Origin of the sequence: Specibacter sp. NPDC057265 (assembly GCF_042668835.1) — a bacterium.
Classification (GTDB): domain Bacteria; phylum Actinomycetota; class Actinomycetes; order Actinomycetales; family Micrococcaceae; genus Specibacter.
On the sequence record NZ_JBHUYE010000004.1, the window covers coordinates 112,381 to 138,187 of the forward strand.

The 25,807-nt window shown below is 62.8% G+C and carries 16 protein-coding genes and 2 tRNA genes; 13 read left to right on the forward strand and 5 right to left on the reverse strand.

The features are described 5' to 3' along the window. The first annotated feature begins 6 nt into the window (after window positions 1-6). Window positions 7-1,167 (forward strand): cystathionine gamma-synthase, encoded by a 1,161-nt coding sequence (locus ACFUCV_RS04795; protein WP_380812593.1) that lies wholly within the window; start codon window positions 7-9, stop codon window positions 1,165-1,167. A gap of 594 nt (window positions 1,168-1,761) precedes the next feature. Then, a complete protein-coding gene (locus tag ACFUCV_RS04800; protein ID WP_380812595.1) occupies window positions 1,762-2,463 on the forward strand; it encodes a transglycosylase family protein in 702 nt (233 codons plus the stop codon). A gap of 120 nt (window positions 2,464-2,583) precedes the next feature. On the opposite strand, the gene ACFUCV_RS04805 is transcribed toward ACFUCV_RS04800, so the two are convergent. Further along, window positions 2,584-3,942, reverse strand: a complete 1,359-nt coding sequence (locus tag ACFUCV_RS04805; protein WP_380812597.1) for an amidohydrolase — start codon at window positions 3,940-3,942, stop codon at window positions 2,584-2,586. Between the two features lie 103 nt (window positions 3,943-4,045). Here ACFUCV_RS04805 and ACFUCV_RS04810 point away from each other — a divergent pair, with 103 nt between their 5' ends. The 10 genes from ACFUCV_RS04810 (at window position 4,046) to ACFUCV_RS04855 (ending at window position 19,953) form a co-directional block, all read left to right on the forward strand. Beyond that, a complete protein-coding gene (locus ACFUCV_RS04810; protein ID WP_380812599.1) occupies window positions 4,046-4,795 on the forward strand; it encodes an SDR family oxidoreductase in 750 nt (249 codons plus the stop codon). Between the two features lie 363 nt (window positions 4,796-5,158). Further along, window positions 5,159-7,699: a DUF4118 domain-containing protein gene (locus ACFUCV_RS04815; RefSeq protein WP_380812602.1), complete on the forward strand. Its 2,541-nt coding sequence runs from the start codon at window positions 5,159-5,161 to the stop codon at window positions 7,697-7,699. Next, entirely contained in the window at window positions 7,696-8,382 is a 687-nt protein-coding gene (locus ACFUCV_RS04820) for a response regulator (RefSeq protein WP_380812604.1), read from the forward strand. Before ACFUCV_RS04815 ends, ACFUCV_RS04820 begins: the two co-directional genes overlap by 4 nt. A gap of 86 nt (window positions 8,383-8,468) precedes the next feature. Continuing rightward, entirely contained in the window at window positions 8,469-9,134 is a 666-nt protein-coding gene (locus ACFUCV_RS04825; RefSeq protein ID WP_380812606.1) for an MOSC domain-containing protein, read from the forward strand. A 548-nt stretch (window positions 9,135-9,682) separates the two neighbouring features. Further along, on the forward strand, window positions 9,683-11,626 hold the full coding sequence (locus tag ACFUCV_RS04830; RefSeq protein ID WP_380812608.1) for a DEAD/DEAH box helicase: 1,944 nt from the start codon (window positions 9,683-9,685) through the stop codon (window positions 11,624-11,626). Window positions 11,627-11,889: 263 nt separating this feature from the next. Beyond that, window positions 11,890-11,961 (forward strand) — tRNA-Thr (locus tag ACFUCV_RS04835). 64 nt (window positions 11,962-12,025) lie between these two features. Then, window positions 12,026-12,102, forward strand: a tRNA-Met gene (locus ACFUCV_RS04840). A gap of 721 nt (window positions 12,103-12,823) precedes the next feature. Next, entirely contained in the window at window positions 12,824-15,424 is a 2,601-nt protein-coding gene (locus tag ACFUCV_RS04845) for an immunoglobulin-like domain-containing protein (protein WP_380812610.1), read from the forward strand. Window positions 15,425-15,635: 211 nt separating this feature from the next. After that, window positions 15,636-17,018, forward strand: a complete 1,383-nt coding sequence (locus ACFUCV_RS04850) for a family 43 glycosylhydrolase (protein ID WP_380812613.1) — start codon at window positions 15,636-15,638, stop codon at window positions 17,016-17,018. Between the two features lie 70 nt (window positions 17,019-17,088). Beyond that, complete coding sequence (locus ACFUCV_RS04855) at window positions 17,089-19,953, forward strand: alpha-L-arabinofuranosidase C-terminal domain-containing protein (RefSeq protein WP_380812615.1); 2,865 nt, start codon at window positions 17,089-17,091, stop codon at window positions 19,951-19,953. Window positions 19,954-20,035: 82 nt separating this feature from the next. Here the strand turns inward: ACFUCV_RS04855 and ACFUCV_RS04860 are convergent, their stop codons facing one another. Then, window positions 20,036-20,980: an aldose 1-epimerase family protein gene (locus tag ACFUCV_RS04860; protein ID WP_380812618.1), complete on the reverse strand. Its 945-nt coding sequence runs from the start codon at window positions 20,978-20,980 to the stop codon at window positions 20,036-20,038. Window positions 20,981-21,114: 134 nt separating this feature from the next. On the opposite strand from ACFUCV_RS04860, the gene ACFUCV_RS04865 reads away from it, so the two are divergent. Further along, complete coding sequence (locus ACFUCV_RS04865) at window positions 21,115-22,152, forward strand: LacI family DNA-binding transcriptional regulator (RefSeq protein ID WP_380812620.1); 1,038 nt, start codon at window positions 21,115-21,117, stop codon at window positions 22,150-22,152. A 38-nt stretch (window positions 22,153-22,190) separates the two neighbouring features. Here the strand turns inward: ACFUCV_RS04865 and yjfF are convergent, their stop codons facing one another. The 3 genes from yjfF to ACFUCV_RS04880 are packed head-to-tail and all read right to left on the reverse strand — an operon-like array spanning window position 22,191 to window position 25,749. Next, on the reverse strand, window positions 22,191-23,195 hold the full coding sequence (yjfF, locus tag ACFUCV_RS04870) for a galactofuranose ABC transporter, permease protein YjfF (protein WP_380812623.1): 1,005 nt from the start codon (window positions 23,193-23,195) through the stop codon (window positions 22,191-22,193). Beyond that, window positions 23,195-24,226 (reverse strand): ABC transporter permease, encoded by a 1,032-nt coding sequence (locus tag ACFUCV_RS04875; RefSeq protein ID WP_380812626.1) that lies wholly within the window; start codon window positions 24,224-24,226, stop codon window positions 23,195-23,197. Before ACFUCV_RS04875 ends, yjfF begins: the two co-directional genes overlap by 1 nt. After that, window positions 24,223-25,749: a sugar ABC transporter ATP-binding protein gene (locus ACFUCV_RS04880; protein WP_380812629.1), complete on the reverse strand. Its 1,527-nt coding sequence runs from the start codon at window positions 25,747-25,749 to the stop codon at window positions 24,223-24,225. The genes ACFUCV_RS04875 and ACFUCV_RS04880 overlap by 4 nt, the downstream gene beginning before the upstream one ends. Between the last annotated feature and the right edge of the window lie 58 nt (window positions 25,750-25,807).

The window sequence follows — 25,807 nt, forward strand, 5'->3', positions numbered from 1 at the left end:
TACATCATGACTGAAGGCTTCAATACCCGGGCAGTCCACGCCGGTCAAACCCCCGATCCCACCACCGGCGCCGTCATCCCCGCGCTCTACCAAACCACCACCTTCGCCCAGGACGGCATTGGCCAGTTGCGCAACGGCTACGAATATGGGCGCGGCACCAACCCCACCCGGGACTCGCTGCAGGCACAGCTGGCGGCGCTGGAAGGCGGCGATTTTGCTTTCAGCTTCGCTTCCGGGCTGGCCGCCGAGGACGCCTTGATCCGTGCCCTGCTGGTGCCAGGTGATCATATTGTCATGGGCAATGACGTGTATGGCGGCACCTACCGGCTCATTAAGCGTGTGCTCTCGGTGTGGGGGATCAGCAGCGCCGCTGTGGACATGTCCGACGCCGGGGCGCTGGCTGCCGCTGTTGCCGCCGGCGGACCCGAGGGCAGGACAAAAATGATCTGGGTGGAGACGCCGTCGAACCCCATGATGAAGATCACCGACATTGCAGCGCTCGCCGAGGCGGCACGCGGGGCTGGGGCGCTCTTGGTGGTGGACAACACCTTCGCCTCCCCATACCTGCAAAATCCGCTGGCGCTCGGTGCCGACGTTGTGGTGCATTCCACCACCAAATACATTGGCGGACACTCCGATGCTTCCGGTGGCGCCGTGGTCCTGTCCGATCCGGAAGCCGCCGAGAAGATTGGCTTTGTGCAGTTCGCCGTGGGAGCGGTGTCGGCCCCCATGGAGGCCTGGCTGACCACCCGCGGACTTAAGACTTTGGGCGTTCGCATGGACAGGCACTGCTCCAATGCGCAGGCCATCGCCGAGTGGCTGCTGGAACGTCCCGAGGTGGAGCGGGTGCTCTACCCGGGTCTGCCGGACCACCCAGGCCACGAGCTGGCGGCCAGGCAGATGCGTGGCTTTGGTGGCATGATTTCGGTGCAGTTCAAGGGCGGGGCCGACGCCGCCCGCAGGGTTGCCGAGTCAACGCACGTCTTTACGCTGGCCGAATCATTGGGGGGGATTGAATCACTCATGAACTACCCCTCGGAGATGACGCATGCCTCTGTCAAGGGCACCGAGCTGGCAGTGCCGGAGAATTTGATTCGCCTGTCCGTGGGCATTGAGGACCTGGCGGATCTGCTTGCTGACCTGGAGCGGGCCCTGAACACGCTGTAAGGGTCCGCAGGCCCCGACGGCGCCACCGCGACGGCGCCACCGCGGCGGTGTCCGCGGCAGCGCCGTCATGGTTGTTCGGGCCTCCCTGCGCGCAAAAGGCAGGGCCTTCGGTGCCGCTGCCGGGGTGGGTATTCGGCCTCGAAGGTGCCTATTGTGTGAGATAAGTCACATCGAAGACCCTTAGGAAGGTTCCCCGGACGCAATTGGCCGCCCACGGGAAGGCGCCGTCGTCGGACGTTTGCGGCGGAGCGCGGCAGCTCAGGCCTTTTGGTCTTGATTTCGCCCCGCATGGTAGCTACAACGGGGCGGTGATGATCAGACCATTGGAGATGCCTACACTATGAATCTGGTAAATTCCATGACAAATTGGTAACAGTTTGCTGATTTGCGTATCAATTGGATCTCGTTTTAGGGTGGATCATGCCCTCAGGGCGGGTGGCATGTCTTTGCCCCCAACGATTGCCCGGACCTTCTCGCACCACGCACCGTCAAGTAGAAGGCACCGGAAACGACCTCCATTTTTCAAGGTTCGACGGTGGCGCACGGATGTCCGGGGACGGGCGGAGCGTAGGTGGCCTTCAGGAGAACGCATCGATGAAAAACTTCAAAACAACCCAAAACATTGGCCGTGTCCTGGCGGTTGGCGCTCTCGTTGGTGGCGGCCTGGCAGTTGCCGGCACCAGTGCCAACGCTGCCGACGGCGGCACCTGGGACGCCTTGGCGCAGTGTGAAAGCGGTGGCAACTGGGCCATCAACACCGGCAATGGATTCTCCGGCGGTCTGCAGTTCACTCCGAGCACCTGGGCAGCCTTCGGCGGCACCGGAGCTCCGGAAAACGCCACGCGCGAGCAGCAAATTGCCGTGGCTGAGAATGTTCAGGCCGGACAGGGCTGGGGCGCCTGGCCTTCCTGTGCAGCGCAGCTTGGTTTGAGCGGCGGTGGCGGACAAGCCTACTCACCGGCAGCAGTTCCGGCGCAGCCAGCTCCCGTCGTGGCGCAGTCCAGCGGCATTGTTCCGGTGGAGCAGGCCCCGGTGCAGCAGGCTCCGGTTCAGCAGGCCCCGGTGCAGCAGGCGCAGGTGGAGGTCCAGCAGGCTCCTGTTGCGGCAGCACCGGCTCCGGTGCAGGTGGCTTTGAGCGGAGAGAGCTACACCATTGAATCCGGCGATACCCTAAGCATTATTGCCCAGAAGCTGGGTGTGGCAGGTGGCTGGGAAGCCCTGTACCAGGCCAATGCTGACACCATCATCCACCCGGATTTGATCTTCACCGGCGCAGTTCTGCAGCTTCCCGCCTAAACAGCGGCACGCTGAAGAATGGCCCGCCGTCATGGGGCAAAAGTTCCTCCCAGGAGCCTTTTGCGTCATGATGGCGGGCCATCTGCGTTAAGCTGCCGCGTCCTGAACCCGCGGCCGGCACTAATGCTCCGAGTGGTTGTAGACCTGCTTGCCCCCAATGAACACCTGCAGGGCACGTTGCATGACATCCAGGGGGTCTCCACTCCACAACACCAGATCGGCGTCCTTGCCCACTTTCAGGGAACCGATCTTCCCGGCCAAACCCAGCACCTTGGCAGGATTGATGGTGATGGCGCGAAGGGCGGCGTCCCGGTCCAGACCCTCCTTGACGGCCAGCGTGGCTTGGTGAACCAAAAAGCCGATGGGCACCACGGGGTGGTCGGTGATGATGGAAATTTCCACCCCGGCCGCGTCCAGCTTGCCGGGATTGGCCAGTGAACGGCCACGAAGTTCCGGCTTGGACTTGGTGGTGAACAACGGGCCAATCAGCACCGGAATGCCCCGTTGGGCCAGGACGTCGGCGAGAAGATGCGCCTCGGTCCCGTGATCAATGACCAACTCGTACCCAAATTCGTCGGCCAGCCGGAGTGCCGTGCCAATGTCATCGGCGCGGTGGCAGTGCTGGCGCCAGGGAATTTCGCGGCGCAGCACCATGGCGAGCGCTTCCATGTGGGCGTCGCGGGGCCGCGGCTCCGGCAGGGCCAGCCAGTTTTGCGCCGCCATGAATGCCTGGCGGATCACCAGTGCCGTGCCGAGCCGGGTGGAGGGCGTCTTGTTCTTCTCGCCGTAAACTGTCTTGGGATTTTCCCCCAGTGCCGACTTCAGGCCACTGGGGGAGCGAAGCACCATTTCCTCGACGTACCGCCCATGGGTGTGCATGGCCACGGCCAAACCGCCAATGGGATTGCCCGAGCCCGGATTTACGTTGACAGCAGTAATGCCACCGGCCAGGGCATCGCTGAAACCGGGATCAAAGGGGTCCACAGCGTCAATGGCGCGGACCGCCGCCATGAGCGGATCCGTCATTTCATTGACGTCGCTGGTGGAACCCAGTTCACCCTCGGGGTGCATGCCCAAATGCACATGGGCATCAATGAAGCCCGGCAGCAGCCATTGTCCCTTCGCGTCCAGCACGTCGGCGCCATCCGGGATGGGCACGGCAGCTCCCAACGCCGCGATCTTTCCGCCCTCAATGAGGACAGTGCCATTAAAGGGCCCGCCCTCCACCGGGACAACATGGGCGTTGGTGATGGCCAGCACGCGTCGTTTGGCAGCTGCGGCAGCTTCCCGAATGGCAGCGCTGATGCTGGCCGCATCGGGCTTGCCCGCCGCCGTCGGCACCGGTTTTTTGCCTGCTTTGCCGGCGGTCTGCGCTTTGGCCGCTGGCAACGAGCCGGGTTTGCCCGCCGGAGCGGCTGCCCTGCGCGTCACCCGCCCAGGGACAAATCCAGGATTCGGGGTGGGCTGCGTGCTGCTCATGTTTGCCTTTCAAGGACCAATGGGTGGACCTCTTCAAGCTACCCCCTTTGCTTGGGGACGTGTCCCCGGTCCCGGCCGCGGCTGGACCATTTAGGCTGATGGAATGCGGAAAAAGACGGCGTTAATCACCGGTGTGGGCAGAACTGTGGGCATTGGGGCGGGCATTGCCCGGGCCCTGGCCGCTGACGGCTGGGATCTGGTCCTGAATTACTGGCAGGCCTATGACAGCCGCATGCCGTGGGGAATCCAGCCCGACGACGTCGCCACGCTCACCGCGGAGCTTGAAGCCTGTGGTGCCACGGTATGGCCGCTGCCGGCGGATTTAAGCGAGCCATCTGCGGTGGAACGGCTCTTTGCGCGCATTGCCAAGGAGGTGGGGACGGTGGAGGGCATGGTGCTGTCCCACAGCGAGTCGGTGGATTCAGCAATTTTGGACACCTCCCTGGAAAGTTTTGAGCGGCATTTTGCGGTGAACACGCGGGCCAGCTGGCAGTTGATGGCCGCTTTCGCCCGCCAAACCACCTCGGAGGGCGGTGCAATGGTTGCCCTGACCAGTGACCACACAGCGTTTAACCTTCCGTATGGGGCATCCAAGGGTGCCTTGGACCGGATGGTCATTGCCGCCGCGCGGGAGCTGGGCGGCCAGGGAATCAGCGCCAATGTGTTAAATCCGGGCCCGGTGGACACCGGCTGGATGGATCTGGCCACCCGGACCACACTCACAGCCCTGCAGCCTGGCGGACGTTTGGGCACCCCGGCCGACGTTGCTCCTGTTGTGGCGTTTCTTCTCTCCCCGGCGGGGCGCTGGGTGAGCGGACAGCTGATCAAGGCCGACGGCGGCTTCTCTGCTTGAGTGCCGGCTCTGAATGCGGTGTTGGGAATGCGTCAAGATCAGTGTTGGCTTCACCTTGGGAAGCCGTAAAAACCAGCCCCGCTGATCCACCTGCGGCATGCGGCATGCGGCGGGCACAGGCATCAAGGCACCAGGTAAAAGCGGGTCCTGGGGCGCGGCCACACGGGACTTCCGGGGTTGGTCCTGCCCATGGACCTGCTGGCTGCCGGTGAGCGGCTCGGCGGGGGGACGCTGCGCGAACTGCCGGCAAGGCGGGCCAGTTCCGGTGTGGACGTTTTCCGGGGCAAGCCCCCGGCGCCACTGCCTGGAATGGCGCCTTGGATGTGGTAAAGGAAAGCTCCACGGGCCTGCGAGAATAAAATAATGACGCGCGGCATATTGCGGATTTTTCTGGGGGCGGCCCCGGGTGTGGGCAAGACCTGCTCCATGTTGGAGGAGGGCCATGCCCAGGCCGCCGCGGGGGTGGATGTGGTGGCGGGCATTGTCGTGGACCATGGGCGTGGGCAAACCAAAACGCGGCTGCTTGGCCTGGAATCCTTGCCGGCGCAGACCATCAGATACAGGGGTGCCGACTTTTTGGAACTGGATTTGGCGGCAGTGCTGGCGCGCCGTCCGGAGTTGGTCTTGGTGGATGAATACGCCCATTCCAATGTCCCGGGGGCAGGGAATGCAAAACGCTGGCAGGACGTGGAGGAGCTCCTTGCCGCCGGCATCAATGTCTACTCCACCGTCAACGTCCAGCATCTGGCGTCACTGGGTGACGTGGTCGCCGCGATCACCGGGGTCCGCCACCATGAAACTGTGCCCGACGAGGTGGTGCGCCGGGCCGAACAAATTGAACTGGTGGACATTCCACCGGAGCTGCTCCGGCAGCGGCTGCGCACCGGAGAAGTGTACGCAGCCGGCGAAATTGATGCCGCCCTTGCCAATTACTTCAGATGGGGCAACCTCACCGCCCTACGCGAACTGGCACTTTTGTGGCTGGCGGACAGGGTGGAGGACGGACTCGCCGCCTACCGCCACAGCCACGGCATTGACGCCAGCTGGCCCACCAGGGAAAGGGTGGTGGTGGGGTTGCCTGGCGGAGGGGAAGGCGAGGTGTTGTTGCGCCGTGCAGCCCGCATCCTCAGCCGTGTCAGCGGCGGGGAACTGTTGGCGGTGCATGTGCCCCGGGCCGACGGCGTGGCAGGGAACGCGCCGTCGGCCCTGGAGGTACAGCGGCAACTGGTGGTGGATCTGGGCGGCAGCTACCACACCGTGGGGGGCGAAGATCCTGCCGGCGCGCTGCTGGACTTTGCACGGAATGCCGGTGCCACTCAAATCGTCATTGGGTCCTCGCGGCACAAACCCCGTTTTGGCTTCCTCTTCGGCACCGGAGTGGGGGCCCGGGTGGTGCGCGGGGCCGGGGACATGGATGTGCACATTGTCCCGCACCCGCTCAGCGGTTCTGCCAGACCGGTGCGTCACCGCGGTGAACTGGGCAAAAAACGCGTCATTGCCGGCTTTGTTCTGGCTGCACTGCTGCCCATTGTGGTGCAGCTTTTGACGGGGACATTGAATTTGCAGACCATCATGGTGGTGCAACTTGCCGCCACCATTGGCGTGGCACTGGTGGGCGGATTGTGGCCCGCCGTGCTGGCCGCGGTGTGGGGGATCCTGATCCTGAACTATTATTCGGCACCGCCGGTGGGCACCTTGCGGATCAATGATCCGGAAAACCTGTTGACGCTGCTGACATTCCTCACGGTGGCCGTGGCAGTGGCCCTGGCCGTGGATCAATCGGCGCGGCGCCTGCAGGAAGCCCGGCGGGCCGGTGCGGAGGCGGCCACCCTCAGCGAGCTGGCGCGGGGAATGCTGGCCGCGCATGACACCACGCAGGTATTCCTGGAACAGCTCCGGGACCATTTTGGGATGCGCGCCGTGGCATTGTTCAGCAACAATGCCGCCCCGGGCAGCCCGTGGACGGTGAAAGCTGCGGTGGGCGAAGGTCCCCCCGGCACACCGGCAGAGGCAGACACCGTGGAAGAAGTGTCGGAGCGCTGCTTGCTGGGCCTGTCCGGAAGAATCCTGCCGGCCCGGGAGCGGCGGCTGCTCAGTGCCTTCGGAGCCCATCTCATGGCCTTGGAGCAGCGTGAGGCCTTGATGCGGACCCAGCGTGAAAATGCGCGGCTCAGCCAGGACAACAATATCCGCACCTCGGTCCTGCGGGCCGTGTCCCATGATTTACGCACCCCGCTGGCCGGCATCAAGCTGGCGGCGGGCAGCCTGCGCCAGGGGAACGTGACGTTCAGCCCCGCGGAGGAGGCGGAACTGTTGGCCACCATTGAGCATTATTCGGACCGGATGGAGGTGCTGGTTGGCAATCTTCTGGACATGTCCCGGCTCAGTGCCCATATGGTCAGCCCGGTGGTGGGTCCGGTGTCTTGGCAGGAGGTGTTGCCCGCGGCCCTGCACGGGGTTCCCCGCGGGCGGGTACGCCTTGAACTGCCGCCCAACATGCCCGCCATCGACGCCGATTCCGGCCTTTTGGAGCGCGTCATCGCCAACATTGTTGAAAATGCCGTGAAGTACGCACCGGAGTCGGAAATTGTGGTGGTCGGGTCAGTGGGCGGCAGCGGCAGCGCCACCATCAACGGCCATCCCGCCAGCGAGCTGCGTGTGGTGGACCACGGCAAGGGCGTCCCCGCCGCCAATGTCATGGCCATGTTCGAGCCCTTTCAACGTTTGGACGACGTCTCCTATGGGTCAAGCGGTGGAACGGGCGTGGGCCTGGGCTTGGCGGTGGCCAAAGGTTTCACTGAAATCATGGGCGGGGTGCTCGAACCTCAACACACCCCCGGAGGCGGACTGACCATGATTGTCCGCATGCCCCTGTCCACGGGAATCGCGAGGACCCTGCCGTGACAACAGTCCTGGTGGTCGAGGACGAACCTCAAATATTGCGTGCCCTGCAAATCACCCTCCATGCCCACGGCTACCAGGTGGCCGCCGCGCCCAACGGTGCCACGGCGCTGGCCGCTGCACAAACACAGGCGATCGACGTCGTCGTCCTTGATTTGGGGCTGCCGGACATGGACGGTCTTGAGGTGATTTCCGGTCTGCGGGGCTGGAGCGAGGTGCCCATCATTGTGCTCTCCGCACGGCACGGCTCCGACGATGTGGTGGATGCCCTCGACGCCGGTGCTGACGACTACGTGACCAAACCGTTTGGACTGGATGAACTGTTGGCCAGGATTCGGGTGGCCACACGGCGGGTGGGGGTGCAGGGCGATGAGCCGGTGGTGGACACGGATGAATTTTCCGTGGACCTGGCCAACAAGGTGGTGATGCGTGCCGGGCAGCGGATCCGGATGACCCCCACCGAATGGAGCCTGCTGGAATTGCTGGTGCGCAATCCAGGCCGGTTGCTCAGCCAGCAGCAGTTGTTGTCCGAGGTCTGGGGCCCCGCCTATGCCAAGGAAACCCACTACCTGCGCGTCTATATGGCCCAGCTGCGGCGAAAATTGGAGCGCGATCCTGCTGCTCCCGTGCACCTGCTGACCGAGGCCGGAATGGGCTACAGATTTGTGCGGTACCCCGGGCAATGACGGGCATGGCGGCGGTTCCGCTGACGGGCATGGCGGCGGTTCCGCTGACGGCCACGCCCCGGTTCCTTCTGTCATAGGGTAGTTGCATGAGTGAAACAGCCCATCCCGGCGGCAGCGTCCTGGCCATTTGCCGGGTCCACCAAATTGCCGCCACCAAGACCGGATTTGGTGTCACGGCCATTGACAAACGCCCCGTGGCGGGCCCTGTGAGTCTTCGCCGCTACGGTGTTTTTGGTGATCTGCAAGGGGATTCGGAGCATCACGGCGGTCCCGACCAGGCAGTCTACGCCTACTCGCAGGAAGATGCCGATTTTTGGGAGGCCGAGTTGGGCAGGCCCATCCCGCCGGGTCTTTTTGGCGAAAACCTGCGCACGCAGGGTGTGGCCACCACGGACGCTGTCATTGGCACACGGTGGCGGGTGGGGGCGGCATTGCTGGAAGTGACCAGCCCCCGCGTGCCCTGTGCGACCTTTGGTGAACGCATGGCCGAGCCGCACTGGGTCAAACGGTTCACCCAGGCCGGGCGGGTGGGAACTTATCTGCGGGTGCTGGAACGGGGAAAGGCGCAGGCCGGGGACGCCATTGTGGTGGAACACCTGCCCAGCCACGGCATTACCGTGGGCAAGTTCTTCAGCGATCCCACCGCCGCCGACGTACAGCGTTTGCAGGCGCTGGAGGAGAGCGGGGAATTGACGCTGTCCCAGCATTTTTACACAAGGTTCCCCAAAATTTTGGCCAAGTCGGGGAGCTGACGCCGCAAAAGCCAGCCAGGCGTCCTGCGCGGCGCCGAAGCAAAGCCGGTGCCCGCATGCGCCAAACCCGCTTCGGGTTTTGCGCCTGGTGTGGCCATGCGCCGAACTGGTGGCGGGTGGAACGCATGCCGGACGCGATGAAAGCCCATGCGCACTGCCGCGCCCCAATTCAGCGCAGTGATCGCGCCGGGGCACCCCCTGTGCCCAAGCTCACGGAAGATCCCTTGCTGCCACCCCTTGGCGGCCACGCGGAATGACGTATACTTGAAACATCCCCCACTCCGGTATCTCCTTTTATTTTCTGCCCAATTTTTGAGGCAGGAGCCTGAAGTGTTTGGGGCCCGCAAGCAAAATGTGCGGGCAAGTAGCGTTCATAGGGGATTGCCGGCAAAGAAACGCCATGCGGTGTTGGCAACAACAGCACCGGCGGCCGTACCCGCGGCGCATCACATGGCGCGAGATCCTGCCCGGGATGCCGAGTAGCGGCTGGATTTCCTCCACCGCGGCTTTCCCAGCCGCCTGGCCCTATGAATGAGGACACTTTGACCATGCCCGAAAACTTGAATGAAACTTCCCCGGAAGCCGTGGAAGAAAACGAAGTCACCTTCGCTGACATGGGTATTGACGGCCGTGTGCTGTCTGCCCTGAGCGACGTGGGTTACGAAAAGCCTTCACCCATCCAGGCAGCCACCATCCCGCTGCTGCTCGAGGGCCGCGACGTTGTTGGCCTGGCCCAGACCGGCACCGGCAAGACGGCAGCATTCGCCGTTCCCGCCTTGTCCCGCATGGCCGAGCTGATGGACCTCAATGGCCCCACCAAGGACACCCAGATCCTGGTCTTGGCGCCGACCCGTGAATTGGCCCTGCAGGTTGCTGAAGCCTTCACCTCCTACGCCAAGCACATGGACAACTTCTCCGTGCTCCCCGTCTATGGTGGTTCCGCCTACGGCCCGCAGCTTGCCGGTTTGCGCCGCGGCGCACAGGTGGTTGTCGGCACCCCCGGCCGCGTGATCGACCACCTCTCCAAGGGATCCTTGGACCTCTCCAACCTGCAGTACCTGGTTCTGGACGAGGCCGATGAGATGCTGCGCATGGGCTTCGCTGAAGATGTTGAGCAGATCCTCTCCCAGACTCCGGCCGAGAAGCAGGTTGCCCTGTTCTCCGCCACCATGCCGGGCCAGATCCGCCGCATCTCCAAGCAGTACCTGAACAACCCGGCCGAGGTCACCGTCAAGTCCAAGACGACCACCGGTGCCAACACCCGTCAGCGTTACCTGCAGGTCATGGGCCCGCACAAGCTCGATGCCTTGACCCGTGTGCTTGAAGTGGAGAACTTCGAAGGCGTCATTGCCTTCGTGCGCACCAAGATGGCCACAGAGGATCTCGCTGACAAGCTCAAGGCCCGTGGCTTCCAGGCCGCGGCCATCAACGGTGACATCCCGCAGCAGCAGCGCGAGCGCACCATCGAGGCGCTGCGCGACGGCAAGATCGACATCCTGGTGGCCACGGACGTCGCCGCGCGCGGTCTGGACGTGGAACGCATCACGCACGTGATCAACTACGACATCCCGCACGACACCGAGTCCTATGTGCACCGCATTGGCCGTACGGGCCGTGCCGGCCGCTCCGGCGACGCGATCCTGTTCATGACCCCGCGGGAGAAGTACCTGCTGCGCGCCATCGAGAAGGCCACGCGCCAGCCGGTGGATCAGATGCACCTGCCCTCCGCCGAGACCATCAACTCCCTGCGCCTTGGCAAGTTCGCTGAAAAGATCACCGACACCCTGGCGACGAAGGATGTTGCCAAGTTCCGTGACTTGATTGCCTCCTACGAGCAGGAGCACAATGTGCCTGCCTCGGAAATTGCCGCAGCCTTGGCTGTCATGGCACAGGGCGGGCAGCCGTTGCTGGTCAATGACCTGCCGGCAGCTCCCGAGTACCAGAAGAAGGAACGCTCCAAGGACGGCTTCGGCTCACGTGGCCCGACCCGCACCCTGACCGAGGGCAACGCCACCTACCGCATCTCGGTGGGGCGTCGCCAGCGCGTCATGCCCGGTTCCATTGTTGGCGCCATTGCCAACGAAGGCGGCCTGTCCTCCTCGCAGATCGGTGGCATTGACATCCGCGCCGACCACACCTTGGTGGAGCTGCCCGCGGAGCTGAGCAAGGACCAGTGGCGTGCCTTGAGCAAGACCCGCATCAGCGGCGAGCTCATCAACCTGGAGCTCGACAAGGGCCGCCGCCCCTCCGGCGGTGCCACGGGAGCGCCGTACAAGGCCCGCGAAGAGCGCAATGACCGCGGCCAGGGCGGCTTCAAGAAGAAGTTCGACGGCGACCGCAGCGGCGGTTTCCGTGGCGACCGCGGCGCAGAGCGTGGCAGTGACCGCGGCTTCAGCAGCGAGCGTACCCAGGGCCACACCGGCCACGGTGGTGGCGACCGCCGCCCCCGTCACGAAGGTGGACAAAACTTCAACGCCAAGGGCAAGTGGTAAACACCGCTTTCCTTTGCAGTAAAAACGGCCGGCCATCCCTGGGGGAGGCTGGCCGTTTTGCTGCCGCAGAAGGCGCATCATCACGGTGTGATGCAATTCATGATGGTGGTCTCCCGCCCCTGTTTGCCTTGAATTTCAGGGGTTCTTTTGGCGGCGGCAGGCCATGGAATCCGGCAAAAAGCTTCCCAGCCGGACTCCCTGGCCTGGCAGGCCACACCCCGATTTCGTATCCGGCAAAAGCACTGGTAAAGTATTCTCTCGTTGCCCCCCTAGCTCAGTGGTAGAGCGCGTTCTTGGTAAGAACGAGGTCACCGGATCGATTCCGGTGGGGGGCTCGCAAATGAGAAGGCTCGTGTCAAGACGGTTTTGTCCGGGGCGGCACGGGCCATACTCATTTATGGCGGCATAGCTCAGTTGGTTAGAGCGCACGACTCATAATCGTGAGGTCCCGGGATCGAGTCCCGGTGCCGCTACCATCCAGATCCCTGCTTCGGCAGGGATCTTTTTGGTTCCCGCCCCTGCCGACTGCGCACCAGCCTGCTATCCCCCAATCCGCCGTGGTCCGCGCCGGGTTGCCGGCGTGTCAGCGAACATCGGCGCAGCTCCTGCACGCAGCTCCGCACCTCCTGCAGGCCCTGCGGCTCCACGACCAACTTCCCTTAGCGCAGCTGTGCCGCCTTGGTGCCAGTGCGCAGGACCATCCGCCCGGGCGGCTGCGGGCCGCAGGCCCTCTTGCCCGGCAGGCACAGCGGCTTCACAGGCCTGCTTCCCCTGATGCCGGCTCCGGCGCCCCGCCTCCGCTCCGAGGTGGCCATGCAGCCGCACGAGGGCAGCGAAGGCCCATCCGGGCCTGCAGTGGACACCAGTGGCTGGCGCCCGGGGGAAAACGCCGCCGCCGCGGTCAAGAGTCCCTGCGGGGCCTGGGAGGCGACGGTACGGCGGCACACCTGGCCAAAAGGCTAATTGTGATGTGGACCATGTAATCATCTTGACAGCCGAACCCGAAGGCTTCAGGATGGGAACCACAAGTCATTGTTAGCGCTCACAATTCTTTTGTACCAGCACGGCATTTCCGCCAAAGAGGGCAGGGTTGCCGTGGTCATGACAGGCGCCAAGCCTGCGGTGCCGCCAACAAGCTTGCAAGTCCCATGCCCGCCCTGCAGCGGATCAATCATCGTGCCAAGTACAACGGAGTCCATGTCCATGAGAAAAAAGTTCGTCGCTTCAGCCGCGCTGGGGGCGCTGCTGCTCGGTTCGCTGGGGCTCGGCTCCATGCCGGCCCAGTCCGCTGACAAGCCGGCTGCGGGCGTCGCTGCCGGCCTCACCGCCTGGTACAAGCTCGATGAAGCCGCCGGGACTTTGGCCAAGGATGCCACAGGAAAAAATCCTGATGCCCAACTTAAAGGCAAGGCAGCGTTCAAGCCGGGGCAGGGCGTGGCGCTTGATGGCACTGATTCCTACGTGGCCCTGCCAAACGACCTCCTTGCCGGCCATGAGGCAGTCACCATTTCCTACGATGTCTGGGTCGATGCCGATCAAGCGACCCCCTACTTCATTTACGGACTCGGCAACACAACCGACAACGCCGGGGACGGCTACTTGTTCAACACCGGAAACTTCAATCGGGCCACCATTGCCTCCGGAAACTGGTCCACCGAACAAGTGACCGGAACCCCGGGGAAAAACCTCGACCGCGGCCGTTGGGTCCACACCGCCTACACCCAGGAAGCTGAAGCTGGTGTGCTTTATATTGACGGAATCGAGGTGGCACGCAATCCAGCGGTCACCGTCACGCCGGCATCGATAGGTGGGGGCAAGACCAGCGCCAACTACCTGGGAAAATCGGTCTACACCGGAGATAAAAATCTGAAGGGAAAAATGCGCGACTTCCGCATCTACGACCGTGCCGTCACGACGGCCGAGGTGGACGCCCTGGCACTGCCGGTCAACCAGGCCCAGGTAGCGGCGGACAAGGCAGCGCTGGACCTCGGGGACCTGTCCGCAGTGGTTGCCTCACTCAATCTGCCCCTCAAGGGGGCCAATGGATCTGTCATCAGCTGGACTTCCAGTGACCCGGCAGTGATCAGCGAAAGCGGTGCCGTTGTCAGGCCCGCGCCCGGGGAACCCGATGCAGCCGTCACCTTGACGGCTTCCATCAGCCACGGTTCACTAACCGAAACCACGACGTTCCAGGCCACTGTCAAGACGGGATCGGGAGCTGATGCCGACGCCGTCGAAGCGGCCCTGGCCGCGTTGGAGGTTGTCAACATTGAGGATGTGCGCGGCAACCTCAACTTGCCCGGCCAGGGCCTGAACGACACCTGGGTGAGCTGGGCGTCGTCGAACCCTGCCGTGGTCTCCAGCGACGGCATTGTGGTCCGGCCCGCCCCCGGGACAGAAGACACCACGGTGCTCTTGAGCGCAACGGTGGAACGCAACGGCGTGGAGGGGATGAGGGAATTCACCGCCGTCGTACGTGTTGCTCCTGCCGAGACGGAATATGCAGGTTACGCCTTCAGCTACTTCAAGGGCGAGGGAAGCGCAACGGGCGAGCAAATCTACTTTGGCAAAAGCATCGGCAATGATCCACTGCAGTGGGAAGACGTAAACAACAGCGAACCCGTCCTGTCCTCCACACTGGGTGAAATGGGCGTCCGCGACCCCTTTGTCATCCGTTCCCCGGAGGGCGACAAGTTCTACATGATTGCCACGGACCTGAAAATCCATGGCAGCGGTGACTGGGGCAAGGCCCAAACATGGGGCAGCCGCAACTTGATGGTCTGGGAATCAACCGACCTTCTCACGTGGTCGGAGCAGCGCTCCGTGCAGGTGTCGGATGAAAACGCCGGCAACACCTGGGCCCCGGAAGCCTACTACGACGACGAACTGGGCGCCTACGTGGTGTTCTGGTCCTCCAAGATCTACACCACGGCGGACCACTCCGACAGCAACAACAACCGCATCATGTACGCCACCACCCGCGACTTTGTGACGTTCTCGGACCCACAGGAGTACTACAACCCCGGATACCAGGTCATTGACACCACCATGATCAAAAACGAGGGCAACATCTACCGCTTTACCAAGGACGAGCGCAACCGGACCGCCGAATCGCCCGACGGCAAGACCATCTTCATGGAGCGCGGCGCCGGCATTTTGGACGTGGACTCCTTCACCACCTTGGCCACCGGGATTGGCACTGGCACCATCAATGCCGGAGAAGGCCCCACGGTCTTCAAATCCAACACCGAGGAAAAGTGGTACCTGTTCATCGACGAGTTCGGCGGACGCGGTTATGTGCCGTTTGAAACCACCGACCTCGACAGCGGCACGTGGACGCCGTCGGCTGCATACACAATGCCCACAGCTCCCCGCCACGGCAGCGTCATTCCCGTCACGGCTGCGGAAATGGCGGCTTTGGCGGCCATTGGCCAACCCGCGGCAACCCCAACACCTCTCCCGACGCCGGACCCCACGGGCACGCCGACGGCGGACCCCACCACAGCACCGACGGCGGACCCCACGGGCACGCCGACGGCCGACCCCACCACAGCGCCGGTCACGTCGGAGGCCACTGAAAGCACCACCCCGGGTGGAGCGGCCACCGGCACCACCACCGGCACCACCGCTGGCACCTCGGGATCCGCAGCAGGGGCCGCAGATCCGGGAGCGGCCACGGACAGCGGCCTTGCCAACACAGGCTGGAACCAGACGATGCTTGCGGCCATGGGGGCGATGGCCCTGCTGTCAGGTTTGGTTCTGGCCCTGCACAGCCGCCGGAAACGAAGCCGGCACTAACCACCCCGCAAGACCTCCACAACCACCCGGAACAAATCCCTACTGCAACACGCCCATTTTCCCTGCGTGAGGAGCAAAAATGCCCATTGACAACCCGGAACAACAAGGCCCAAACTTCCCAGGCGACAATTCCGCACATCCCCTGCTGAGCAGGCGGACTCTGCTGCGCGGCAGCGTAGCAGCCGGTGTTGGCATGGCAGGCGCCCCGTTTATGGCCAGCAATGCACTGGCCGCGAACACCAGCTCCAACCGCTCAGCTGTTGCCACCCGGCCAGCCGTAAACAACCCCCTGGTGCTCCAGCGCGCGGATCCGTACGTGCTGCGCCATACCGATGGCCGCTACTACTTCACCGGCTCCGTCCCGGAATATGACCGCGTGGTGCTGCGGGCATCGGACACCCTTGCCGGCCTCTCCACGGCCACGGAAAAAGTCATCTGGCAGCAGCCCGCCAGCGGCTCCATGGCCGGTTTCATTTGGGCCCCGGAAATGCACCGCATCGGCGGCAAGTGGTACGTCTACTTTGCCGCCAGCGATTCCGGCGATGTTTGGCACATCCGCATGTACGTGCTGGAGAACTCAGCCGCCAATCCCCTGGAAGGGTCGTGGAAGGTGGCTGGGCAGGTCGTCACCCCTGCGAATTCCTTTGCCCTGGATGCCACCACCTTTGAACACCGGGGTACGCAGTATTTGGTGTGGGCGGAGAAGAACCCGGAAAGCAATCTGTACATTGCACCGTTGCTGACACCCACCACCATTGGCACGCCCGTTGAAATTGCTGTGCCCACCCTGCCTTGGGAGGTCATCGGGTTCAAGGTCAATGAAGGCGCCGCAGTGCTTAAACGCAATGGCCGCATTTTCATTTCCTATTCAGCCAGCGCCACCGATGCGAACTACTGCATGGGCCTGCTCTCGGCGGACAAAAACTCCGATCTGCTCAGCCCCGCCTCCTGGGTCAAGCAGCCGGCGCCCGTTTTGACCTCATCGGAGGTCACCGGCCTTTACGGACCCGGCCACAACAGCTTTACCGTGGACGACGACGGCACCACTGACATGGTCATCTATCACGCCCGCGACTATAAGACCATTGTGGGTGACCCGCTGTTCGATCCCAACCGCCACGCCCGCGCTCAGCGGCTTTACTGGAACGCCGACGGTATGCCCAATTTTGGGATCCCCGTCGGGGAAGGTGTCCTGCCCAACCGCCTGCAGTTGGCCAGCTCGCTGACCCGGCATGTGGGCATCACCGACACTGCTGCCATTGTGGCAGGGCCCGAAGCGCCCCTGGCGTCCACCCAGTTCCGTTTGGTCCAGGGCTTTGCCGGGCCCAAATCCGTGGCCTTGGAAGCCGTGCTTAAACCCGGCTGGTTCCTCGCTGCCCGCGGCGGGGCCGTCACCTTGGAACCGCAGGCAGGAACGGCTGCATTTGCCGACTCCGCCAGCTTCACCAAGCGCCCCGGCCTGTCCAACAACCAGGGCATCTCGCTGGAAGTGGCGCGGGCGCCGGGGACGTTCCTGCGTGCCGGGGCCAAGCTGGACAGCGGCACCGTCAAGACGGCTGGGGAACGAAGGATGGCCACGTTCTTCCTGCGCTGATTTGTCCCTGATCCCGGCCCCGGCCCTGTTCACTTCCGCGCCACATTTCATGACCTGACGATGAGGAATAATGTTGAAAACACCACCTGTCCGCCCCCGAACCGCCGGGCCGCGTGCCCGCATATCCGGCGGCGCCGCGTTTCTGGCCCTTGCCACGGTGCTGGGGTCGGCCACACTCCCTGCTTCACTGTCTTTGCAGCCCGCCGTGGCTGTTGATGATCCGAGCGGAAACCGGGTCCTGACCATTGACTCCGATGCCATTGGCCCGGACATTTCCCCCACGCAGTACGGCATCTTCTACGAAGACATCAACCAGGCAGCCGACGGTGGCCTCTACGCCGAGCTCGTGAGGAACCGGTCCTTTGAGTTTTCCTCCGTGGATCACGCCTCCTTCAATGCCCTGACTGCCTGGGACATATCCCCGCGTGGCGGGGCCGAGGGAACGGCCACGGTCGTTGACGACGCCCAGCGTTTGAACGAGATGAACCGCAACTATTTGAACCTGAACCTGAGCCGCGCCGCGGGCAACGGCGGCATGGCCGTGCGCAACACGGGATTCAGCGGCGGACAGGCGTACGAAGCCGGCAAAAGCTACAACTACTCGGTCTTTGCCCGCACCACCGCGCCCGAGGGCACACCCCTGACCATCAATTTGGAAAACGCCCCCGGTGATGTGCTCGGCACCGCCCCCATCACGGTCAAAGGTGACAGCTGGGTGAAATACACCGCTGAAGTGACGGCCACGGCCAGCACCACCTCGGGCCGGCTCACCACCTTGGCAGGTGGCACGGGGCAGGTGAGGCTGGACATGATCTCCCTTTTCCCGCAGGACACGTTCATGGGACGTGAAAACGGACTCCGCAAGGACCTGGCCCAAAAAGTGGCCGACCTTGATCCCGGATTCCTGCGCTTCCCCGGCGGCTGCGTGACCAACACGGGTGGCAACTACGGCGCCTACACGGAAGCGAACGGCTTCCCGCGCGATCGGGTGTACCAATGGAAGGAGACTATTGGAGCTGTCGAATCCCGTCCCGCCAACAAGAACTTCTGGGGTTACAACCAGACGTACGGTCTGGGCTACATGGAGTATTTTGAGTTTGCCGAGGACATGAACTCGGAACCGCTGCCGGTGGTGTCCGTGGGCTTGACGGCGTGTGGGCAGGAAAATTATGCCAGTGACGCGGACGTGGCCCGCTACGTTCAAGACACCTTGGACTTGATTGAATTTGCCAACGGCGGTGTCGACACGGTGTGGGGCGCCAAGCGGGCCGAATTGGGGCACCCGGAGCCGTTCAACCTGAAATACATTGGGCTGGGCAATGAGGAGGGGTTCCCCAAGTATTTTGAGAACTTCCCAAAGTTCCGTGACGCCATCAGCGCCAAATACCCCGAGATCAAAATCATTGGCACCTCAGGGGCCTTTTCCTCCGGGCAGTGGTTTGATGACCTGTGGGACTACTCCCGGGAACAGGACATGGACCTGGTGGATGAGCACTACTACAACGATCCGGAATGGTTCCTGCAAAACACCACCCGCTACGACAGCTACGACCGCAAGGATCCCAAGGTGTTTTTGGGTGAGTACGCTTCCAAGGGCAACGGTGTGAACAATGCCTTGGCCGAAGCCGCCTACATGACAGGCCTGGAACGCAATGCCGATATGGTTCAAATGGCCTCCTACGCACCGTTGCTCGCCGCGCAGGGAAACACCCAGTGGTCCCCGGACATGATCTTCTTTGACAATGGCAAGTCCTGGACCACACCGAACTATGATGTGCAAAAAATGTTCATGAACAATGTGGGCACTTCCGTGGTGCCGAGCAAGCTCACGGCCGCGCCTGTGGTGCAGACACCCATCACCGGCAAGGTGGGCCTGTCCACCTGGCTCACCAGCGCCGCGTACGACGACGTCGTGGTCACCGCCGCTGACGGCACGGTGCTGTTGCAGGACGACTTCTCCAACGGTGCCGGACAGTGGACCGGCAACGGCAACGGAAGTTGGGCCGTCACTGACGGCGCATACGTGCAAGGCAGCACCACTGCCGAGAACACCTTGGTCACGGCCGGGGATGCCTCGTGGAACAACTACACCTTCCAGACCAAGGCCACAAAGCTGGCCGGGGCTGAAGGTTTCCTGATCGGGTTCGGCGTCGAGGGCCAGGACGACTACTACTGGTGGAACCTGGGTGGTTTCAACAACACCCGTTCCCTCGTGGAGAAGGCCACTGGCGGAACCAAGACCAACGTGTTGGAGAAGGACACCCGCATTGTGGATGGCCAAAGCTACGACATCAAGATCGAGGTCACAGGCCGCACCGCCAATCTGTACCTGGACGGCGAGCTCTGGGGAACCGTCAATGAAGAGGCTGTGGACCCGGTATACCAAGTGGTCACCCAAGATGAGGCCACGAACGAGACCCTTGTCAAGGTGGTCAATGCCGCACCGCATTCCGCCACGGTCGACATCAAGGTGGACGGCAGCATGAAGGTCGCCACGGATGCCTCCGTGTCCACCCTGGTGGGCACCAGCCCCACCAACATGACCCAATCGGAGACGGTCTTTGCTGCTGCAGGCAATGAATTCACCTACCAATTCGAACCGAGTTCGGTGACGTTCCTGCGTTTGAAGGCAGCCGCTGACGGCAACGTGCCCGGAGAGTCACCCGAACCCAGTGCTACGGCCACCACGCCTGCAACAACCCCGGCCACCGTGCCGGCGACCGTCCCGGCAACCACACCGGCTGGAGGGGCTGACACCAGCACCCCCGCGGAGACTGCAGCAGGCACGCCCACTCCGGCCGGTGGCAGCGCTTCCGGGGACTTGGCCCACACCGGATCCACGGCTGCAACCTTGCTGTGGCTTTCCGGGGGGCTTGCCCTGGCCGGCTTGGGAGCGGTGTTGATGGGCCGACGCCGAACCAGGCGCCACCAGTAGACCGCAACGCCATGGCGGATGCACCATGAAAAGGCGGTCCGCAGCAACAGCTGCGGACCGCCTTTTTCACCCGGTGCCCCGTTTACAGGGCGGCAATGATCCAGCTCGCATCATGGCGTTCCCCGCACGCCAGAGTGATGAGGTCCTTGCCGGAGTTGAAGGCATCTGGCGGGCAGCTCATGGGCTCCACCGCCAAACCAATGCGGTTCCAGGCATTCTCCGGGCGGTCGGCGGTGTGGATCTGCACCCACGGCAGCACCTGCGGGTTCCAGCGCATGAGCACCCCTGTTCCGTCAGGGCTGCTCAGCCGGACTTCGGCCAATGCCGCGTCCGGCAGCGCCGTATAGGCGTGATCGATTTTAGTGGCCCTCAACTCCCGCGCCTGCTGGAAGTCGAAGTACCCGCCGTCGTGCACCGCCACGTCAGCCAATTCGGTGGGCAGCAACCGCTCGGCCGTGACTTGGAGGACCTCGGCGGCGGGGAGCGTCAGGGTCCAAGCATCGACCCTGCCGTCGCCGGCGACCAAATAAGGGTGCGGCGCCACACCGTAGGGGGCGGGCAGGGTGCCGGCTCCGGTACCCACATTGACCGCGGAGACGCGCCAAGTGAGCCCTTCGTCAGTAAGCGTGTAGGCGGCCTCAATCTCAAGACGGTGCGGGTAGCCCGCCTGTGGTTCCACCACGGCGCCGAGCGTCACGCTGGACGGTGTTTCTGCCCGCAACTCCCAGTTGTTCCACAACACCAGACCATGCAGCGAGGTCATGCGGTCCACTTCATTGATCGGCAGCTGCTCGTCTTTGCCATTGCAGCTGTAGGCTCCGTCGGCAATGCGGTTGGGCCAAGGCACAAGGTTGGCGCCACGGTAAAGGGGACGTACCTCCTCGGCCTGAAAAGGAACCACCAGATCCCGCCCGGCATGGGTAAGCGACCGCAGGGTGGCACCGACCGAGGTGATCACGGCCTGGTACTGGCCCGATTCAATGCTGAACTGGGCTCCCGAGGCCGGGTGGATGGATTTGTGGGGCATGGCTTCTCCTCTGAGACAATGGTGAAAACGGTTTTAGGGTTGTAGCAAGTGCAGATTTTTGAAGTTGGACGCAGCGTGCGGAAACCATCTCCGCGGCGTCAACCATGCCGGACGCGCCGGAGAACAGGCTGACCATGACTGACAGAGTTTCCTCGAACCACCGCCCTCCCGTCATGGAGGACGTTGCCGCCAAGGCGGGGGTTTCACATCAAACTGTTTCACGGGTGATCAACAACCATCCCAATGTGAGTGCAAAGACCCGCAAGGTGGTGGAAGCTGCGATCCTTGAACTGGGGTACCGGCGCAACACTGCGGCGCGGCAACTTGTCACGCGCCGTTCGGATACCTTTGGCGTGGTTGCCCACAACATGGATCACTTTGGTCCCGCCCACATTCTGCTGGGCATCCAGGAGGCCGCGCATGCTGCCGGCTATGCCGTCAACACCGTGGGGCTTCCCGATGCAGGCGAAAAAGCGATCATTGAAACGGTGGAGTACCACCTTGCGCACCAAGTGGACGCCTTGGTGGTCATCGCGCCGCAGGAAGAAATTGTCCGGGGCATTGAGCGGTTGCATCCCGGGGTTCCGCTGGTCGCCATCGGGGACATTGGCACGGCGGGGGTCCAGAGCGTGGGTGTTGACCAGCAGCGCGGTGGATGGCTGGCCACCACGCACTTGATTGAGCTCGGCCACCGCAAGATTGCCCACATCATGGGACCCACGGGCTGGCTCGACGCCCAGGCCCGACGGCGGGGCTGGGAAGCCGCCTTGGCTGCTGCCGGGCTGGAGCCGGGGCCGCTGCTGGTGGGGGACTGGAGTGCCGAATCCGGATATGCGGCGGGCAGGAAATTGCTGGCCAACAGTGATTGTTCGGCAGTATTTGCCGCCAATGACCAGATGTCCCTGGGTGTGATGCGGGCAGCGCATGAACGCAATCTGCGGCTGCCACGGGACCTGTCCATTGTTGGTTTTGACGACAGCCCCGAATCCGGCTTCTACTTCCCGCCTCTGACGACCATTCGTCAGGACTTTGCGGAGCTGGGGCGCCGCTGCGTGGCCATGATCCTCGACGGCATTTCCGGCAATGACCCCTTGTTTTCGGTACGCATCCAGTCCCACCTGACAGTGCGGGCCAGCACCGGGCCGAGGCCTGTGGCGCTGGCCCGCAGTTAGGGTCAGGCAGTGTTGCTTGCAGCATGCCAGGGTGTGGCTCAGGATTTCCGCCGCACAAAGATGCGCTGAAGCACGATGAACACGAGCAATAGTGAACCAATGACGATCTTGGTCCACCAGGAGCTCAACGTGCCGTCGTAGGAAATGAAGGTCTGGACAATGCCAAGGACGAGCACGCCCACCACCGAACCCATCACGAAACCTGCGCCCCCGGTGAGCAGCGTGCCGCCAATGACGACGGCTGCAATGGCATCCAGTTCCATGCCCTGGGCTGCCAGGCTGTAGCCGGAGAGGCTGTAGAAGGAAAACAGGATGCCGGCAATGGCGGAGCACAGGCCGCTAATGACGTACACGAGCACCTTGGTCCGGGGGACCGCCAAGCCCATCAGCACGGCCGACTGCTCATTGCCGCCAATGGCGTAGACGGTGCGGCCCATGCGGGTGTGGTGCAGGATGAAGACCGCAATGACCACCACGGCCAGCGCAATGACAACACTGGGGGAGATGAACAATCCACCCGGAAACTTGATCCGTGTCTGTGCCATGGTGGTAAAGAAGCTGTCGGTGATGGTGATGGAGCTCAGGCTGATGACGTAGCACAACCCGCGTGCCAGGAACAGGCCGGCCAGGGTGACAATGAACGGCTGAATGTCAAAGTATTGGATGGCCAGGCCCATCAACAGGCCAAACACGGCACCCACCACCAGCACAATGACGATGGTGGTTGCCGGCGACCAGCCCGCTTGGAGCAGGCTGGCGGCAATCATCATGCTCAGGGCCACCACGGCACCAACTGACAAATCAATTCCGCCAGTCAAAATCACGAAGGTCATGCCCACGGCGAGGACAAGCAGGAAGGCGTTGTCAACGAGCAGGTTCAAAATCACCTGGCCGGAAAAGAAGCCCGGAAAGATCAGCGATCCCACGGCAAACATGAGCACAAACAAGGCCAGGGTGACCATCACCGGCAAGTACTTTGAAGTGGTCAGGGAGCGTTTGGCTCCGGATCCGGCTGCGACGGGGTAACGGGTCAAAACACTCATTAGTTGGACACCATCACTTTCGGGGCTGTCACGGTTTTCCTGGTGGGCTTCTTCAACAGGGCCCGCATTTTGGGTGACTGCAGCAGGCAGACAATGATGACCACAAGCGCCTTGAAGACAAGCGTGATTTCCGGCGCGATGCCCACCGTGTAGACGGTGGTGGTCAGGGTTTGGATGATGAAGGCGCCCACCACGGTGCCGGCAAGGCTGAAGCGGCCCCCGGCCAGCGAGGTCCCGCCAATGACGACGGCGAGAATAGCGTCCATTTCAATGTACAGGCCGGCGTTGTTGGCATCGGCGGCTGTGACATTGGAGCTGATCATCAATCCGGCCAAGGCTGCGCAGAGGGCACCGAAAATGTACACGATCCACGTCAGGGTGCGGGCGTTGATGCCTGCCAAACGGCTGGCCTCCGGGTTGATGCCCACTGATTCAATGAGTGTTCCCAACGCTGTTTTGCGTGTCAAAAGTGCTGTCAGGGCAAAGACGGCAACGGTGATCAGGATGGAGATGGGAAGCATCAGGAAGTACCCGGCACCAATGGCCTTGAAGTGCGTGTTGGAGACCGAGATGATCTGCCCTCCCGTGACCAGCTGGGCCAGACCGCGTCCGGCAGTCATCAGCACCAGCGTGGCAATGATGGGCTGGATGCCAATGACTGACACCAAAAAACCATTCCACACGCCCATGGCCAGACCAACAACCACAGCCAGGATGATGGCGATGATGGCGGTGGTCAGGGAACCTGGATCCGGGGAGTTGTAAATGTAGGTGCAGGAAACTGCGCCGGCGATGGCCACCACGGCGCCAACGGACAAGTCAATGCCGCGTGAGGCAATGACCAAGGTCATGCCCAGGGCAATCAAAACGGTGGGTGCACCGTTGCGCAGAATGTCAACGAGGCTGCCGTAGAGGTGGCCGTCCTGGACGCGCAGGGAGAAGAAGTCTGGGGCCATGATCTGGTTGAACAGCAGCAGGGCAACAAGTGCCACCACCGGCCAAAGGAGATGCCCGCGAAGAAAGGTTTTCATGATGTGGTTCCGCCTGCGATGGTTTCCATGAGGTCTGTGACACTGACGCTGTCATTGATGAGTTCGGCAATTTTTTCGCGGTCGCGCAGCACGGCGATGCGGTTGGACAGGCGGATCACTTCCTCCAGTTCTGCGGATATGAACAATATGGACATCCCGTCCTTGGCCAGCGAGAGCACCAGCTTTTGGATTTGGGTTTTGGCGCCAATGTCGATTCCGCGGGTGGGTTCATCCAGGATCAGCAGCTTCGGCGAGGTGATGAGCCAGCGCGCCAACAACACTTTTTGCTGGTTTCCGCCGCTGAGGTTGCGAATAAGCGAGTTGGGGTTGGCCGGGCGGATGTCCAGGGCCTTGATGTACTTGTCCGTCAGTTCATCCTGCTGGCGCCGCGGGATGCGGCGCAGCCAGCCGCGGCTGGCCTGCATGGCGAGCACAAGGTTGTCCCTGACCGACAGGTCCCCGATCAGACCTTCCTTCTTGCGGTCTTCGGAGCTGAAGGCAATGCCGGCGTCGATGGCATGGCGCGGAGCGCGGATCTTTGCCGGCGCCCCGGCAATGGTGAGGGATCCGGAGTCGTGCTTGTCTGCACCGAAAAATAGGCGCGCCAGCTCGGTGCGTCCGGAACCGAGCAGTCCGGCCAACCCGATGACCTCCCCGGGGTAAATGGAGAGGTTGAAGGGTTCTATGCTGCCCTTGCGTCCCACGCCGTCGGCGGCAATGACGGGCACGGCGTCGGAACCTGCGAGTTCACGCACGGCCGGGGGTTCGTCGTCCAGGGCGTCCAGGGCGTCGAGTTCCTTGCCGATCATTTTGGAAATCAAATCAAGGCGGGGCGTCTCACGGGTCATGTATTCGCCCACCAGCGCGCCGTTGCGCAGCACGGTCAACCGGTCTGAAATCTCGTAAATCTGTTCCAGGAAGTGGGAGACAAAAAGGATGGCCACACCTGAATCGCGCAGTTCCCGGATGACCCGGAACAGCTGCTTGACTTCACCGGCGTCGAGGGAGGAGGTGGGTTCGTCCAAAATCAAAACCTTGGCGTCCACCTCGACGGAGCGGGCAATGGCCACCAGCTGCTGCACCGCAATTGAATGGCTGGCGAGTTCAGAGCCGGGGTCAATGTCAAGGTGCATGCGGGAAAGGATTTCGCTTGCACGGGCGCGGACGGCCTTCCAATGGATGCGCCCGCCGCGGCGGGGTTCACGGCCCAGCAGGATGTTCTCCTCCACGCTCAAGTTCGAGCACAGATTCACTTCCTGGTAGACGGTGGAAATCCGGGCTTCCTGCGCCTGCGCGGGGGTATTGAACTGTTCTTCCTTGCCCAGCACAACAATTTTGCCTGAATCAATGCCGTAGACGCCCGTCAAGGCCTTGATCAGTGTGGATTTGCCGGCTCCGTTTTCGCCCATAAGGGCGTGGACCTCTCCTTGGAACAGGCGGAAATCCACCGAATCCAAGGCTTTGACACCGGGGAATTCGATGGAGATGCCCTCCATGGTCACCACTGGTATGTCTTCATTCATGGTGTTTCACCTTTGCTGAGGTGGGTGGACGGGCCTTCCCCGTCCACCCACGTTCTGC